Source organism: Pseudomonas sp. PICF6 (genome assembly GCF_009831705.1).
In the GTDB taxonomy this organism is placed as follows: domain Bacteria; phylum Pseudomonadota; class Gammaproteobacteria; order Pseudomonadales; family Pseudomonadaceae; genus Aquipseudomonas; species Aquipseudomonas rhizophila.
This window is the reverse complement of the sequence record NZ_WUUD01000016.1, coordinates 425,906-440,151: the sequence shown is the minus strand read 5'-3', so window position 1 is coordinate 440,151 and position 14,246 is coordinate 425,906. Positions and strand designations below refer to the sequence as shown.

The 14,246-nt window shown below is 62.8% G+C and carries 18 protein-coding genes; 11 read left to right on the top strand and 7 right to left on the bottom strand.

Annotated features, from left to right (window positions below; translation table 11 throughout):
- Entirely contained in the window at positions 1-1,191 is a 1,191-nt protein-coding gene (locus GSM73_RS09740) for an NnrS family protein (protein WP_160892321.1), read from the bottom strand.
- A gap of 397 nt (positions 1,192-1,588) precedes the next feature.
- On the opposite strand from GSM73_RS09740, the gene GSM73_RS26405 reads away from it, so the two are divergent.
- From GSM73_RS26405 to GSM73_RS09730, 3 genes are read left to right on the top strand one after another with little or no spacing between them, the layout of a single operon-like run.
- Positions 1,589-1,732, top strand: a complete 144-nt coding sequence (locus tag GSM73_RS26405) for a hypothetical protein (protein WP_172833795.1) — start codon at positions 1,589-1,591, stop codon at positions 1,730-1,732.
- 37 nt (positions 1,733-1,769) lie between these two features.
- A complete protein-coding gene (locus GSM73_RS09735) occupies positions 1,770-2,453 on the top strand; it encodes a Crp/Fnr family transcriptional regulator (protein WP_047225841.1) in 684 nt (227 codons plus the stop codon).
- Positions 2,450-2,650 carry a hypothetical protein gene (locus GSM73_RS09730; RefSeq protein ID WP_047225840.1) on the top strand — a complete coding sequence of 67 codons (201 nt, stop codon included), beginning with the start codon at positions 2,450-2,452 and terminating at the stop codon, positions 2,648-2,650. The genes GSM73_RS09735 and GSM73_RS09730 overlap by 4 nt, the downstream gene beginning before the upstream one ends.
- 4 nt (positions 2,651-2,654) lie before the next feature.
- Here the strand turns inward: GSM73_RS09730 and GSM73_RS09725 are convergent, their stop codons facing one another.
- The 6 genes from GSM73_RS09725 to GSM73_RS09700 all read right to left on the bottom strand — a co-directional run bounded on the left by GSM73_RS09725 (position 2,655) and on the right by GSM73_RS09700 (position 8,410).
- Positions 2,655-4,493 (bottom strand): nitric oxide reductase activation protein NorD, encoded by a 1,839-nt coding sequence (locus tag GSM73_RS09725; RefSeq protein ID WP_047225839.1) that lies wholly within the window; start codon positions 4,491-4,493, stop codon positions 2,655-2,657.
- Positions 4,494-4,654: 161 nt separating this feature from the next.
- Entirely contained in the window at positions 4,655-6,082 is a 1,428-nt protein-coding gene (locus tag GSM73_RS09720) for a cbb3-type cytochrome c oxidase subunit I (RefSeq protein ID WP_047225838.1), read from the bottom strand.
- 3 nt (positions 6,083-6,085) lie between these two features.
- Positions 6,086-6,526 carry a cytochrome c gene (locus tag GSM73_RS09715; RefSeq protein WP_047225837.1) on the bottom strand — a complete coding sequence of 147 codons (441 nt, stop codon included), beginning with the start codon at positions 6,524-6,526 and terminating at the stop codon, positions 6,086-6,088.
- Positions 6,527-6,765: 239 nt separating this feature from the next.
- On the bottom strand, positions 6,766-7,023 hold the full coding sequence (locus GSM73_RS09710) for a cytochrome C oxidase subunit IV family protein (RefSeq protein ID WP_107322423.1): 258 nt from the start codon (positions 7,021-7,023) through the stop codon (positions 6,766-6,768).
- Positions 7,024-7,035: 12 nt separating this feature from the next.
- A complete protein-coding gene (locus GSM73_RS09705; protein ID WP_047225835.1) occupies positions 7,036-7,623 on the bottom strand; it encodes a cytochrome c oxidase subunit 3 family protein in 588 nt (195 codons plus the stop codon).
- The gene (locus tag GSM73_RS09700; protein WP_047225834.1) at positions 7,607-8,410 is read right to left on the bottom strand and encodes a CbbQ/NirQ/NorQ/GpvN family protein; all 804 of its coding nucleotides are present in this window, start codon (positions 8,408-8,410) and stop codon (positions 7,607-7,609) included. Before GSM73_RS09700 ends, GSM73_RS09705 begins: the two co-directional genes overlap by 17 nt.
- A 310-nt stretch (positions 8,411-8,720) precedes the next feature.
- On the opposite strand from GSM73_RS09700, the gene nirS reads away from it, so the two are divergent.
- From nirS to GSM73_RS09660, 8 genes are all read left to right on the top strand, one after another.
- The gene (nirS, locus tag GSM73_RS09695) at positions 8,721-10,289 is read left to right on the top strand and encodes a nitrite reductase (protein WP_223194336.1); all 1,569 of its coding nucleotides are present in this window, start codon (positions 8,721-8,723) and stop codon (positions 10,287-10,289) included.
- 24 nt (positions 10,290-10,313) lie between these two features.
- A complete protein-coding gene (locus GSM73_RS09690) occupies positions 10,314-10,625 on the top strand; it encodes a c-type cytochrome (RefSeq protein ID WP_047225832.1) in 312 nt (103 codons plus the stop codon).
- A 119-nt stretch (positions 10,626-10,744) separates the two neighbouring features.
- Entirely contained in the window at positions 10,745-11,074 is a 330-nt protein-coding gene (locus tag GSM73_RS09685) for a cytochrome c (RefSeq protein WP_047225831.1), read from the top strand.
- Positions 11,071-12,249 carry a cytochrome D1 domain-containing protein gene (locus GSM73_RS09680; RefSeq protein WP_047225830.1) on the top strand — a complete coding sequence of 393 codons (1,179 nt, stop codon included), beginning with the start codon at positions 11,071-11,073 and terminating at the stop codon, positions 12,247-12,249. The genes GSM73_RS09685 and GSM73_RS09680 overlap by 4 nt, the downstream gene beginning before the upstream one ends.
- Positions 12,250-12,251: 2 nt before the next feature.
- Positions 12,252-12,710 (top strand): Lrp/AsnC family transcriptional regulator, encoded by a 459-nt coding sequence (locus tag GSM73_RS09675; protein WP_160892319.1) that lies wholly within the window; start codon positions 12,252-12,254, stop codon positions 12,708-12,710.
- Positions 12,707-13,219: an Lrp/AsnC family transcriptional regulator gene (locus GSM73_RS09670; RefSeq protein ID WP_160892317.1), complete on the top strand. Its 513-nt coding sequence runs from the start codon at positions 12,707-12,709 to the stop codon at positions 13,217-13,219. The genes GSM73_RS09675 and GSM73_RS09670 overlap by 4 nt, the downstream gene beginning before the upstream one ends.
- Positions 13,212-13,655: an Lrp/AsnC family transcriptional regulator gene (locus GSM73_RS09665; RefSeq protein WP_047225827.1), complete on the top strand. Its 444-nt coding sequence runs from the start codon at positions 13,212-13,214 to the stop codon at positions 13,653-13,655. The genes GSM73_RS09670 and GSM73_RS09665 overlap by 8 nt, the downstream gene beginning before the upstream one ends.
- A complete protein-coding gene (locus GSM73_RS09660; protein ID WP_160892315.1) occupies positions 13,630-14,232 on the top strand; it encodes an Lrp/AsnC family transcriptional regulator in 603 nt (200 codons plus the stop codon). The genes GSM73_RS09665 and GSM73_RS09660 overlap by 26 nt, the downstream gene beginning before the upstream one ends.
- The last annotated feature ends 14 nt before the right edge of the window (positions 14,233-14,246 follow it).

Genomic DNA, 14,246 nt, shown 5'->3' with positions numbered 1-14,246 from the left:
TCATCCTGGATGCCCATCCACGCGGGCCTGCAACAGCATCGGCCCATAACGCCAGGCGTAGAGTCCAAATGCCAGGGTCCAGCACAGCCCCGCCAGCCACAGCGCGGCCAACGGGAACAGCAGCACCAGCAGCACTCGGCTCAGGCATGCCAGGTTCAGCAGGACGAACGCCAGGGTCATGCCGGCCGGCGGTTCCAAGGCTCGCCCGGTATGGCCCAGGCTGACGCGGGCGATCATCGCCAGGATCAACCCGGCCATGGCGCCGATGGACAAGCTGTGCACCGCCAGGCTCGGGTTCAGCGCGACGCCGAAATGCCACAGCGCCATGCCCAGGCAAGCCAGCGCCAGCCAGGCGTAGGCCAGGTGCAGCGACCACAGCAGCGGCACTCGCCACAAATCCCGATCATGCCAACGCACCAGTCGCACCCCGTGCCCCACCGCCAGCGCGGCGAACAACAGGCCGACCCAGAGGCTGGTCGACAGCGCCGGGCCGAAGGCATACAGCAGCGCCACCAGTGCCGACCCCGCCAGTAACAGACGATCGAGCCACGGCCAGGGGGCAACGCCCTCTACCCGGCCCAGACCGCGCTGGGTAAAGAAAGGAATCACCCGCCCGCCGATCAGCCCCATCATCGCCGCTACCAGCCACAGGCCCGTGAGCACACTTTGGCGCTGCAAACCTTCGTCATGTTGCACCAGACCGTACACGGATAACCCATCAGCGGCGGCCAACAGCAGCAAGACCAGCACAATCGGGTAATTGCGCTTCTGCCGTACGCGCCACAACGTAATGCCCATCAACGCCGCAACCGCCAGGGCGAAACCCAGCTCCAGCACCGTCAGCAATGGCCAGGGCGCATCTGCCAGCCAGGCCAGTCGCGCGCCCAGCCATAACAGCGCCAGCGCCGTCAGACGTTTGCCACTGAGCCCCGGAGTACCTGTCCAGGTCTGCACCGCCGTCAACAAGAACCCGGCGATGATTGCCAGGCCGAAGCCGAACAGCAGTTCATGACGGTGCCAGGCCAACCAGCCGCCGGCCGGTTGCCAGGCCGACAGCCTTCCAGTAAACGCCGCCAGCCACAACGGTATGGCCAACAATGCAAGCACACACCCGGCCAGGAAGAACGGCCGAAACGCCAGCCGCCACAACGGCAGGATGGCCATGGCCTTGCGACGGTCAAGCACTTGCATACACCACTCCTTTACCTCAGCGCGGGACGGGCCAGCGGTGAGGGGTCAACAATCAGGGTTCGAATGATCAGCTATCGGCACCGGCGGGCCTTGTCTCAGATCAAGCCAGCCCGCCTCACCCAGGTACTTGCAAGGGGCTTGCCGAAACCGGTCGAGGGTGCACCGCCCCACTCAATAAACCGTCTGCTTATCCCCTGAAGGGGCGAGCCTGCTGGCGATAAGGCCGGTCAGCTCGATATCTCCGCTGACTGTCAAGCCGCCATCGTGAGCAGGCTCTCTCCCACAAATGGCCGTCAACCGGGTAAATATAACCCTGTCATGGTGATTATCACCCTAACAGTACAGGGTCATTTATACCCATCTCACCGTACGGCCCCGCAAATCAACGGTTGCGGGCATGGCCCGTCTCTTGCTCTGGCAGGGCACAGACTTTTTTTTGCCGGGGTTATCCATGAAATACGTCGCGCTGCCACTCGCCTGGTTCGTCCTGCTCTCTTGCGTCGTGGGTCTGGCCAGCGGCCTGTCCCTGAGCCTCGTCTGAATCCGATTCATTTCCCTGCCATACAAGGACTCATGCCATGGTGCTTCACCGTGTTCATCACCAGATTCTGCGCAGTCATCACCTGTTCGAACCGTTGAACGAAGAACAGCTCGACGAACTGATGAGTACCAGCCAATTGCTGAATGTCGACAGGGGCGAACCGCTGTTCCGCCAAGGCGAACCGGCGCAGGCGTTTTACTTCGTGATCTCCGGCGCGGTGAAAATCTACCGGTTGACGCCGGACGGCCAGGAAAAAGTCTTCGAGGTGATCGGCGAGCGCCAGACCTTCGCTGAAGCCATGATGCTGATGGACACGCCGAACTACGTCGCTTGCGCAGAGGCCGTTGGGCCAACCCAGCTGTATCGCCTGTCCAATGCCACGTACATGCGTCTTTTGCAAAGTAACAGCCGGTTGACCTTCGCCCTGCTCGGCAAGCTCTGTGTGCGCCTGCACCAACGGGTCAACGAGATTGAAACCCTGTCGCTGAAAAACGCCACCCACCGCGTGGTGCGCTACCTGCTGACACAACTGGTGCGCTTGCAAACCGTGGACAGCCAGTTCGAGCTGCCCATGGCCAAGCAACTGATCGCCGGACACCTGTCGATCCAGCCAGAAACCTTCTCGCGGATCATCCGCCGGCTGATCGATGAAAAAATCATCACCCAGGACGGTCGCCAGATCGCCATTCTCGATCGCCTGCGCCTGGAACATTTCGAATGAGCGCACAACCCACCTGCCTGTATTGCCAACACACCAACCCCGCCAATCAAAGCGAATGTCGCCAGTGCGGCATGCCGCTGCCGGCCGAGGCGGCGCTGGCTGGCGAGCGTCGCCTGCGACGCTTCACCTGGTTCTGTATCGGTCTGACGATATTCTGCGTCGTCATGTTTTTCTGGTTACCCCGCGACATCGCCTGAACCCTCAATCCTGAGTCAACTGCCGGTACAACTGCGGCAAACGCAGCGGCAGTTGCTCCGGCTGACGGATCAAGGTGTAGCCGTTGGCGCCGAACATGTACGGCAGGTAATCCCCGGCTTCACGATCGATGGTGATGCAAAACGGCGTCAGCCCCTGGCGCCGAGCCTCCAGCACCGCCTGGCGGGTGTCCTCCACGCCATAGCGCCCTTCATAGAGATCCAGATCGTTGGGTTTGCCATCGCTCACCAGCAACAACAACTTGCGTCGCCGCTTGCACCCTTCCAGCCGTTGGGTGGCCTGGCGAATGGCGGCGCCCATGCGCGTGTAGTAACCGGGCCTGAGGCCCTGGATCCGACCGCGGGTGTGGTCGTCATAGCCTTGGTTGAACGCCTTGATCTCGTGCATCCGCACCTGTTGTCGGCGCAGTGAAGAGAACCCGTACAAGGCAAAATCATCCCCCAGCACCGACAGGGTTTCACCGAACAGCAGCAAGCTGTCGCGGATCACGTCGATCACCCGGTGTTCGTCGTTGAGGTGGGCATCGGTGGACATCGACAGATCGGCCAACAGCAGGCAAGCCAGGTCGCGGCGGGTCTGGCGTTGTTCCATGAACAAGCCGCGTTCGCTGCATTGGCCGTGCTGACGCTCGACGTGGAAGTCCAGCCAGGCTTGCAGGTCCAGCTCCGAACCCTGGGTTTGCTGGCGCAGCCATTGTCGATCGTTGCGCAGGTGCTCGAACTGGCGTCGCAAACGCTGGGCCGAGGCGCGCAGGCGGTTCGGCAGCGGCTGAGGTTCGCAGTCCCGGGGAGTGAAAGTCTGCACACTGACGAAATCATCCTGGAGGCGTTGCTTGCGGTAGTCCCATTCCGGCAACAGGATGCCCGCGCCCAGGGGAATGTCATCCACATCGGCCGGCGGCAAGTCCAGGTGCAACTTCAAACCGCCGCCCTTGCGCAAGCGGGTGCGCGACAGGGTCAATTGGTCCAGGTCCTCGGCGACGCGCGCCGCGTCCGGGTCTTCGCTGTCGTCCGCCCAGCGATCCAGGTCCACGTGCTCGGTCCAACTGAACAGGTTCTCCAGGCGCACGATCAGCAACCCACCGTCCCGGGTGGTGTCGTCGATGCGCTCGGCGCGCTTGCGACCGCCCTGCTGCTCACCCGGCGGCGTCGCCAGGTATTGCTCGGACTCCTCGAGGTTGGCCGCCTGGGGATTGCCTAGATGCTGGGGCGGATACAGCCACAGCGGCAGCGGCCAGGCGGCCCGCTCACTGCGCGGAAAATGCTCGACGCTGCCCGGTTCGCGCAAGGCCTGACACAGCGCGCGCTCCAGGGCCGCCTCGGCCGGGGGCAATGATTGTGGGTCGGGACGCAACGACAGATGCGCATCCACCAGCCGCCGATATCGGCCACGCAGCGCCGGGTAACGCCCCAGCAGTGCTTGGGTCCAGCGTTGGTTGTCACGTCCCCAATGTTTCATCGGCCCCGCTTGCGCGGCCAGCAACGCCAGCCAGCGGTACAGTTCTTCGTTCAACCCGGTATCGGGAAACGCCGCCAGGCTCGCCGGCAAACGCAGGTTGTCGCCATCGCACCAGGCCAATGGCACTTGCTTGCAGGTGCCGGCGATCTGCTGCAACAGGTTGCGGCGCAGCAGCAGGTCGCGGTCGCTGACCGCCTCCACACCCAGGTGAGAAGCACCACCGGTGGCGCGTAACAACACATGCAAAGCCCGTTGCCGGGGGATCAACTCCACCCGCGCTTCGGGAAAATCCACACTGGCGCGGCGGGTGATGAAACGGTGCCAGACGCTGCCGACCCACTCTTCCAGTTCAAGGGTGAATGCCATGGTTATTCTCCTATCGACGCGTTGCGGTGGAGGGACTGGCTCGCATCGCTTTTGTGGCGAGGGAGCTTGCTCCCGCTTGGGTGCGAAGCGCCCATCAAAAAGGGTCTGCTGCGCAGCCCAGCGGGAGCAAGCTCCCTCGCCACGGCCTCAGTGGTGGCCTTTCAAGACGGCACCACCGCCGCCGGAGCGCGCAAAGCGGCGCGGCCACGTTGGCGGAAGCTGAACAGGTAGCAGAGCAAACCAGCCAGGAACCCGACGCCGCTGACCAGACGCGCCCAGAACAGCGGCTTCAAATGGTCCATCGTCGCCATGAACGGCAAGGCACTGCCATCCGCCATCCAGCGTTGCAGCCACACCTGGACGACACCGGCTGCGGTGAGGAACAAGGTGATCATCACCATCGACAGCGTCATCAGCCAGAAGCCCCAGATCTCCAGGCGCTGCGAACGTTCATCCGCCGCTTCACCCAACCCGCGCAGACGCGGCATGGCGTAGCTGATCAGCGTCATGACGATCATCGCGTAGGCACCGTAGAAAGCCAGGTGACCGTGGGCCGCAGTCAGTTGCGAACCGTGGGTGTAGAAGTTCACCGGTGCCAAGGTGTGCAGGAACCCCCAGACGCCGGCGCCGAAGAACGCGGTGACCGTGGTGCCTTTGGCCCACAAGGTGGCGGCGCGGTTGGGGTGTTGCCGGCGACGGTTCTTCACCATGCTGAAGGCGAAGATCACCATCGCCAGGAACGGCAGCGGTTCCAGCGCGGAGAAGATCGATCCGACCCACAACCAGACCTCGGGTGCGCCGATCCAGAAGAAGTGGTGACCGGTGCCGATGATCCCGGTAATCAGGGCCATGGCGATGATCACGTAGAGCCACTTCTCGACCACTTCGCGGTCCACGCCAGTGACCTTGATCAGCACAAAGGCGAGCATCGAACCCATGATCAGTTCCCAGACGCCTTCAACCCAAAGATGCACCACCCACCACCAGTAATACTTGTCGCGGACGAGGTTTTCCGGGTTGTAGAAGGAGAACAGGAAGAACACCGCCAGGCCGATCAGGCCGGTCATCATCACCATGCTGACCGTGGTCTTGCGGCCCTTAAGCATGGTCATGCCGATGTTGTAGAGGAAACCCAGGCAGACCACCACGATGCCCATCTTGGTGATTGTCGGTTGCTCCAGGAACTCACGGCCCATGGTCGGCAGCAAATCGTTGCCGGTAACTTTCGCCAGCGTGGCATAGGGCACCGAGAGGTAGCCCAGGATCGTCAGTACCCCGGCGGCGGCGAACACCCAGAACAGCACGATCGCCAGCTTCGGACTGTGCAGCTCCCGATCGGCTTCCTCGGGTATCAGGTAGTACGCCGCGCCCATGAAGCCAAACAGCAGCCAGACGATCAGCAGGTTGGTGTGGACCATGCGGGCCACGTTGAAGGGAATCAGCGGGAACAGGAAGTCGCCGACCACGTATTGCAGCCCCATGATCAAACCGAACAGTACCTGCCCCAGGAACAACATCAGGGCAAACACGAAGTAAGGTTTGGCGACGGCCTGCGAGGCGAATTTCAGATGCGGATTAGCCATGCTCATCTCTCAGCCCTCCTTGTTTGGCGGCCAGCCATTGGTATTGATTTTCGAACTCCACTTGAGGAACTCGGCGATGTCGTCGACTTCCTGTTCGCTGAGGTTGAACTGCGGCATGGCGCGACGGCCGGGAACGTTCAGCGGCTGCATTTTCATCCAGGCCTGCAGGAACGGCGTGAAGGCTTCCTCGCCACCGCGCCGGTTGACCACATTGCCCAGCTCCGGCGCGAAATACGCGCCCTCGCCCAGCAGCGTATGGCAGCCGATGCAGTTGTTGCGCTCCCAGACGCCCTTGCCGCGTATCACCGATTCGCTCAATTGCGCCTGGTTGCTGCGCTCTGGAAAGGTCTGTTCCGAGTGGTAGGTCAGGGCCAGGAATATCAGGAAAAAGAACACGCTTCCCCCGAAATAAATATTCCTGGCCATGCCTTTGGTAAAGGTATCTGACATGGTCACTTCCTCATTGCTTGGCGTGTCCATTCTAGGAAGCGAGGGTCCAGAACCCGCTTGATGGCGATCAAGAATCTCCGATGGTTTTAGTGGGTTGTTCCAGCACAGCCAGGAAGGCAGATGAGCTGTTGTGGCGAGGGAGTGGCCGCCGCGTCTGCGACGCTGCGCTGTCGCGCAGTGAACCCGGTCCTGTGGCGAGGGGATTTATCCCCTCGCCACAGGTGTTTTGTGATTCCGACTCAGATCGCGAATGAAATCACGACCCCAATCACAATCGCGAGCAGCGCCGCCCAGCTCAACACCAGCCAGCGCCACAATCGCGGCGCATGGCGCAGCTCCATGAAGCCGTCGGCGATCAACCAGGCCTTGGTCACCGCCACCGCGAGGATGGCGATGGACACCAGTCCGGTGGCAGCGACCTGGCCCAGGGCAACGGTGCCGATGCTCAGCACGGCCAGTGTCATCCAGCAGACGATCAAGACACGGGAAACCGACATGAGCACCTCCGCTCAACCGAGAATGTAGACAACCGGAAACAGCAACACCCAGACCAGGTCCACCATGTGCCAATACAGCACGCCGGATTCCAGCCCGCTGCACTGCTGCGCCCCGTAACGCCGCCGCCGGCAACCCTCGGCCAGCCAGGCAAGGATCACCATGCCCAGCAACACATGGAGAAAGTGAAACGCCGTGAGGATCCAGTACAAGGTGAAGAAGGTGTTGTGCTCCAGCCCGAGGCCGTTGGCCAGCAAGTGGGCGTACTCGATGAGCTTGAGCGCCACGTAGCCGCCGGCAACCAACAAGGCCAGCCACAACAGCAGCGCCCCTTGGCGTGGCCGGTCCTGTCGGACTTGCTCCTGGGCCAAGGCTGCGAACAACCCGGCGCTCAGCAGGCTGAGGGTCATCGCCAGACCGGTGGAACGATCCAGCATTTGCCGGCCTTCGCTGAACAACGGCGGGTTCAATGCCTGGGCGACGGCGAATGCCAGGATCAGCAAGGCAAACACCGTCAGTTCGGCGAGGATGAAAAACCACATTGCCAGATCCCCTGGCAATCGCCGGGTGGACAGCGCAGCGGCTTCAGCCGAAGTGGACATCGACCACATCCATCAATGCGGCAACGGTTTGCGGATCGTCGCTCAACGGCTCGGCCAGACAGGCCAGACAGGCTTGGCGCGGGTCCATGCCGGCTCCGATCATGCGCGCGGCGAAAATCAGCAGACGCGTGGAGGCCACCTCCTCCAGATCATGCTGATCGAGCCGACGCAGCGCCTGCCCCAACTGCACCACCTGGGCCGCCAGAGCCATATCCACCCCGGCCTCGCGGGCAACGATGCGCTCTTCATCGGCAACCGTGGGATAGCCAAAGCGCATCGCCACGAAACGCTGGCGGGTGCTGGGTTTCATGCCCTTGAGCAAGTTCTGGTAACCGGGGTTGTACGACACCACCAGCATGAACGCCGGCGGTGCCTGGAGAACCTCACCGGTGCGTTCCAGATACAGCTGCCGGCGATCATCGGCCAAGGGGTGCAACACCACTGCGGTGTCCTGGCGTGCCTCCACCACCTCGTCCAGATAACAGATGCCCCCCTCGCGCACCGCTCGGGTCAGAGGCCCATCCTGCCACCAAGTGCCCTGGGCGCCGATCAGGTGACGACCCACCAAGTCGGCCGCGCTCAAATCATCGTGGCAGGCCACGGTGTACAGCGGCAATTTCAGACGGTGAGCCATGTGCTGGACAAAACGGGTCTTGCCGCAACCGGTGGGGCCTTTGACCAGCACCGGCATGCCGTGCCGCCAGGCCTGTTCGAACAACGCCAGCTCGTTGTCCTGGGGTTGGTAGAAAGGTTCGGCCGGGTGTTCAAGGGTGTGGATAGCGTTCATGGCATGACCTGATCAGATAACACGATTGCCAGCCACGCTACGGGCCCCTGCGACAACCTGGCAAGGGCTGTGGCCGGCAAACTTGATCGCCGTCAAGCGGGTAACCACCGGCCTGGGCATAGCCTTGCAGCGCACCAAGAATCTGCGCGCCGAACGTCAATTGCAGGGCCGCGCGGGGTCATGCCTGAGGAGAAATGGAATGCTGATCAGCCACAAAAAATCGTGGGTCATGGGGGTCGGGGCGCTGTGTACGGCGCTGGCTGCACTCAATGCCTTCGCCAACCCACCCGCTGCGCCGCAAGACGCCCGCATGGTCAAGACCGAAGGCGCGCCGGACCTGAGCCAGGCCGACTTCGACGCGGCCAAGCAAATCTACTTCCAGCGCTGCGCCGGCTGCCACGGTGTGCTGCGCAAGGGCGCCACCGGTAAACCGCTGACACCCGACATCACCCAGGGCCGCGGCCAAGCCTACCTGGAGGCGCTGATTACCTACGGTTCAGCCGCCGGCATGCCCAACTGGGGCACCTCCAACGCCCTGACCAAAGACCAGATCACGGTAATGGCCAAGTTCATCCAACACACCCCGCCTACCCCACCGGAATGGGGCATGGCCGAAACCCTCAAGACCTGGAAGGTGCTGGTCAAACCCGAAGACCGGCCCACCCGGCAACTCAACTCACTCAACCTGCAGAACCTGTTTTCAGTCACCCTGCGCGATGACGGCAAGATTGCCCTGGTCGACGGCGACAGCAAAAAGATCGTCAAGCTGATCGACACCGGTTACGCGGTGCACATTTCGCGTATCTCGGCGTCCGGGCGTTACCTGCTGGTGATCGGCCGGGACGCCAAGATCGACATGATCGACCTGTGGCCGCAAGAGCCGACCAAGGTGGCCGAGATCAAAGTCGGGATCGAGGCCCGCTCGGTGGAAACCTCCAAGTTCAAGGGCTACGAAGACAAGTACACCATTGCCGGCTCGTATTGGCCGCCGCAGTTCACCATCATGGACGGCGAGACCCTGGAGCCCAGGCAGATCGTCTCGACGCGCGGCATGACCGTCGATACCCAGCAATATCACCCCGAACCGCGGGTCGCGGCGATCATCGCGTCACATGAGTGGCCGGAGTTCATCGTCAACGTCAAGGAAACCGGCAAGGTGATGCTGGTCAACTACCAGGACATCAAGAACCTCACCATCACTAGCATCGACGCCGCACCGTTCCTGCATGACGGTGGCTGGGACAGCAGCCATCGCTATTTCATGACGGCGGCGAACAACTCCAACCAGGTGGCAGTCATCGACTCCAAGGAGCGCAAGCTCACCGCCCTGGTGGATGTCGGTAAAACCCCGCACCCGGGACGCGGCGCCAACTTCAACCATCCGCTCTACGGCCCGGTCTGGGCTACCAGTCACCTGGGTGATGCCGGCGTCTCGCTGATCGGCACCGACCCGGTCAAGCATCCGCAATATGCCTGGAAACAGGTGGGCTCGCTCCAGGGCCAGGGTGGCGGTTCGCTGTTCATCAAGACCCATCCCAAGTCCCGTCACCTGTACGTCGACACCACCCTGAGCCCCGACACCAAGCTCAGCCAATCAGTGGCGGTGTTCGACATCGACAAGCTCGACGCCGGCTACACCGTGCTGCCGATTGCCGAGTACGCCGGTATCAAGAAAGGTGCGATGCGCGTGGTGCAACCGGAATACAACAAGGCCGGCGATGAAGTCTGGTTCTCGGTCTGGAGCGGTCAGGAAGACGAGTCGGCGCTGGTGGTGATCGATGACAAGACCCTCAAGCTCAAGAGCGTGATCAAGGACAAACGCCTGATCACCCCTACCGGAAAATTCAACGTTTACAACACCCAACACGACATCTATTGAGCCCCATCAATAAGAGGAAAAACCATGAAGCCTATTCTGCTTGCCCTGACCTTGAGTGCCGCATTCAGCCTGCAACCGGCGCTGGCCCAGGACGGCCCGACACTGTTCAAGAGCAAACCCTGTGGCGCCTGCCACTCCATTGACACCAAGTTGGTAGGGCCGGCGCTCAAGGAGGTGGCGGCAAAGAATGCCGGCGTCGCCGGAGCACAAGAGCTGTTGGCCAAGCACATCAAGGAAGGCACGCAAGGAAACTGGGGACCAATGCCGATGCCGGCCAATCCGGTGACCGATGAAGAAGCCAAGATCCTCGCGGCGTGGGTCTTGACCCTTAAGTAACGTTGATTAAGAGCATCTCCCTGTGGCGAGGGGATTTATGGGGGAGCAAGCCTTGCTCCCACATAAATCTCCCACCACAGGGGCCGCGCTCGGCTTTATTTCTCAAACAGGAGTACGTCATGGACCGACACCGCTATGCAACCCGGATGACCACCCTCCTCTTCGTCTTCTGTACCCCGGTGCTGGCCGCTCCCGACCACCAGCGCCAGGCCCAACTGCAACACCTGCTGGTCCAGGACTGCGGCGCCTGCCACGGCCTGCACCTGACCGGAGGCCTCGGCCCACCTCTGACCCGTGATGCCCTGGCCGGAAAAAACCGCGACAGCCTCATCGCCACCGTCACCCAGGGACGGCCCGGCAGCGCCATGCCCGGTTGGGAGCCATTGCTCGGTCCCGACGATATTCGCTGGTTGGTGGACCGGCTCCTTCAAGGAACTCCCGCCCCATGATCCGATCTCTGCTGTCTCTCACCGCCTGCGTGCTGTTGCTCTCGGCTTGTGCCCAGCCACCGCTGCGCGGCACCGGCGACTTGGGCGTGGTGGTGGAGCGCGCCACCGGCAGCCTGCAAATCATCGAAAGCGCCACCCGCACCGCCCTCGCCCGCGTCGAAGGGCTGGGGGATCTGTCGCACGCCTCGGTGGTGTTTTCCCGCGACCAGCGTTATGCCTATGTATTTGGCCGCGATGGCGGCTTAAGCAAGGTCGACTTGCTGAGCGCACGCATCGACCGTCGCATCATTCAGGGCGGCAACAGCATCGGCGGCGCGATCAGCCAGGACGGCAAGCTGATCGCCGTCTCCAACTACGAGCCCGGCGGCGTCAAGGTATTCGACGCGCAGACACTGGAACCGGTCGCGGACATTCCAGCCACACCATTGCCCGACGGCCAAAAACGTTCGCGGGTGGTCGGCCTGGTGGACGCGCCGGGGCAGCGCTTCGTATTCAGCCTGTTCGACACCGGCGAAATCTGGACCGCCGACTTCAGCCAGGGCCAGACACCACGCATCGAACGCTTCACCGCCATCGGTCGGCAACCCTATGACGCACTGATTACGCCGGACGGGCGTTATTACATGGCCGGACTGTTTGGTGAGGACGGCATGGCGCAACTTGACCTCTGGCACCCGGAGCGCGGCGTGAAACGGGTGCTGGACCAGTACGGGCGCGGCGAGGCGCGGCTCCCGGTATACAAGATGCCCCACCTGGAAGGCTGGGCCCTGGCCGATCAACAGGCCTTTGTGCCGGCCGTCGGACACCATCAAGTGCTGGTGATGGACGCCCACAGCTGGCAACCGGTCGACGCCATCGCCGTGGCCGGCCAACCGGTGTTTGTCACCGCCCGTCCCGATGGCCGACAGCTGTGGGTCAACTTCGCCTACCCGGACAATGACCGGGTGCAGGTCATCGATACCCAAACTCACGCCATCATCGCCGACCTGCGACCAGGGCCTGGGGTGCTGCACATGGAATTCACCGCTCGGGGCGACCAGCTGTGGCTGTCCGCTCGCGATGGCGGTGAGGTGCAGGTCTGGGATCCGTATCGGCTCGAACGCCTGAGCAGCCTGCCTGCCCTGAGCCCCAGCGGCATCTTCTTCAGCAGCCGTGCGCACAAACCGGGGTACTGACCATGACACCAAGCCCACTCGCCCGTCGCCTGATCGATCAGTTCCAGCATGGCCTGCCGTTGTGCGCCGAACCCTATCGGGCAATGGCCGATGCCCTGGGTTGCAGCGAAGCCCAGGTGCTCGATTGTCTGCAGCACCTGCAACTGGCGGGCACCCTGTCACGGGTCGGCCCGGTGTTCGAACACAGCCGAGCCGGGGCCAGCACCCTCGCCGCCCTGGCGGTGCCCGTGGACCGATTGCACCAGGTCGCAGCGCGCGTCAGTCAGTACCCGGAAGTCAATCACAACTACGCACGGGAGCATCGCTACAACCTCTGGTTCGTGCTGACCGGGCCTGATCGTGCCCACCTGGACAACATTCTCCAGGAACTGGAAAACGACACCGGCCTCACGCCGCTGGACCTGCCCATGCTGACCGCTTTCCGCATCGACCTGGGCTTTGCCCTGGAGGCTATCCCATGAACACGACCCTGAGTGAGCAACAGTCACTGCAACTGCGCCGTCTGCTGGAGACCGGTCTGCCCCTGACATCACGGCCCTTCCAGGCCCTGGCCGAGCAGGTCGACGCCAGTGAACAACAGGTTCTCGACCAGGTGCGGCACTGGCAGGAACAGGGTCTGTTCCGCCGCGTCGGCCTGGTGGTCAATCACCGCGCATTGGGCTTTGCCGCCAACGCCATGCTGGTGCTGGACGTGCCAGATGCATTGGTCGATGAAGTCGGTCGCCGCCTTGGCCAGGCGCCGGGCATCAGCCTTTGCTATCAACGACCACGACGCTTGCCTCAGTGGCAATACAACCTGTTCTGCATGATCCACGGTCGCCAGCGCGACCGTGTCGAGGCCCAGGTCCAGGCACTGTTGGAGGAGCACTGGTTGAGTGATCTGCCGCACCAGTTGCTGTTCAGCACCCACCTGTTCAAGCAGTGTGGCGGACGCTACGCAATACCGGCCGGAGTGGCGATCGATGGATGACCTGGACCGACGCCTGATCAATCGTCTGCAACTGGGTTTGCCGCTGGTACGCCAGCCCTGGCAAGCCTTGGCTGATGAACTGGACAGCAGCAGTACCGAACTGCTCGACCGGCTGCACGAGTTGCTCAACGACGGCGTGCTTACCCGCTTCGGCCCGATGTTCGACATCGACCGCCTGGGCGGCGCGTTCACCCTGGCGGCGCTGGCGGTGCCCGAACCGCGTTTCGACACCATCGCCGAGCTGCTCGCGGCCATGCCAGAAGTGGCCCACAACTACCGTCGCGAGCACGCCTGGAACATGTGGTTCGTGCTTGCCTGCCCCAGTGAACAGGCGATCAGCGACACCTTGTTGCGTATCGAACGCCTGACCGGCCTGGAGCCGCTGAACCTGCCCAAGGAGGAGACCTACCATGTCGGCCTGTATTTCCCGGTCTGAGCCGTTGCCGCAGACGCTGCCTCGCCTGGATGAAACGCCACTGGCCCTGCGGCTGGTGGAACTGACCCAGGACGGCCTGCCCTTGCTCGAAGATCCCTGGGCCTGGCTGGCCGAGCAACTGGGGCTGAGCGTGGAATCGACCCTCGACCTGCTCAAGCGTTTGCAGGCCGAAGGCGCGATCCGCCGCATCGCCGCGGTGCCCAATCACTATCGCCTGGGTTATCGCCACAACGGCATGACTGTCTGGGATGTCGCCGACGCCGATGTGCCGCGCCTGGGCGCGCTGCTGGGTGCGCAGCCTTTTGTCAGCCACTGCTACCGCCGCCCGCGCCGGGCCGGTTGGCGCTACAACCTGTTTGCCATGGTCCATGGCCGCAGTCGCGAGGAAATCGACAGCTATCGCGAGCACCTGCGCTATCTGCTGGGTGAGGCCTGTAGCGCCGACGACATGCTGGTGAGCAGCCGCATCCTGAAAAAAACCGGCCTGCGCCTGTCGCCGGTGGGAGCAAAGCTTGCTCGCGAAACAGCCGCCTCGGTTTCTGAGGGACCGCATCGGCTTCAGGGCGGGCAAGCCTAGCCCCCACAACGAAG

Excerpts from the sequence above, each read along its gene's own strand:
- GSM73_RS09685 (WP_047225831.1), top strand. The coding sequence starts at position 10,745 with ATGGACCGACACCGCTATGCAACCCGGATGACCACCCTCCTCTTCGTC.
- GSM73_RS09715 (WP_047225837.1), bottom strand. The coding sequence starts at position 6,526 with ATGTCAGATACCTTTACCAAAGGCATGGCCAGGAATATTTATTTCGGG.
- GSM73_RS09705 (WP_047225835.1), bottom strand. The coding sequence starts at position 7,623 with ATGTCCACTTCGGCTGAAGCCGCTGCGCTGTCCACCCGGCGATTGCCA.
- GSM73_RS09710 (WP_107322423.1), bottom strand. The coding sequence starts at position 7,023 with ATGTCGGTTTCCCGTGTCTTGATCGTCTGCTGGATGACACTGGCCGTG.
- GSM73_RS09665 (WP_047225827.1), top strand. The coding sequence starts at position 13,212 with ATGGATGACCTGGACCGACGCCTGATCAATCGTCTGCAACTGGGTTTG.
- GSM73_RS09700 (WP_047225834.1), bottom strand. The coding sequence starts at position 8,410 with ATGAACGCTATCCACACCCTTGAACACCCGGCCGAACCTTTCTACCAA.
- GSM73_RS09690 (WP_047225832.1), top strand. The coding sequence starts at position 10,314 with ATGAAGCCTATTCTGCTTGCCCTGACCTTGAGTGCCGCATTCAGCCTG.
- nirS (WP_223194336.1), top strand. The coding sequence starts at position 8,721 with ATGGTCAAGACCGAAGGCGCGCCGGACCTGAGCCAGGCCGACTTCGAC.
- GSM73_RS09680 (WP_047225830.1), top strand. The coding sequence starts at position 11,071 with ATGATCCGATCTCTGCTGTCTCTCACCGCCTGCGTGCTGTTGCTCTCG.
- GSM73_RS09735 (WP_047225841.1), top strand. The coding sequence starts at position 1,770 with ATGGTGCTTCACCGTGTTCATCACCAGATTCTGCGCAGTCATCACCTG.
- GSM73_RS09740 (WP_160892321.1), bottom strand. The coding sequence starts at position 1,191 with ATGCAAGTGCTTGACCGTCGCAAGGCCATGGCCATCCTGCCGTTGTGG.
- GSM73_RS09670 (WP_160892317.1), top strand. The coding sequence starts at position 12,707 with ATGAACACGACCCTGAGTGAGCAACAGTCACTGCAACTGCGCCGTCTG.
- GSM73_RS09730 (WP_047225840.1), top strand. The coding sequence starts at position 2,450 with ATGAGCGCACAACCCACCTGCCTGTATTGCCAACACACCAACCCCGCC.
- GSM73_RS09675 (WP_160892319.1), top strand. The coding sequence starts at position 12,252 with ATGACACCAAGCCCACTCGCCCGTCGCCTGATCGATCAGTTCCAGCAT.
- GSM73_RS09720 (WP_047225838.1), bottom strand. The coding sequence starts at position 6,082 with ATGAGCATGGCTAATCCGCATCTGAAATTCGCCTCGCAGGCCGTCGCC.
- GSM73_RS09660 (WP_160892315.1), top strand. The coding sequence starts at position 13,630 with ATGTCGGCCTGTATTTCCCGGTCTGAGCCGTTGCCGCAGACGCTGCCT.
- GSM73_RS26405 (WP_172833795.1), top strand. The coding sequence starts at position 1,589 with ATGGCCCGTCTCTTGCTCTGGCAGGGCACAGACTTTTTTTTGCCGGGG.
- GSM73_RS09725 (WP_047225839.1), bottom strand. The coding sequence starts at position 4,493 with ATGGCATTCACCCTTGAACTGGAAGAGTGGGTCGGCAGCGTCTGGCAC.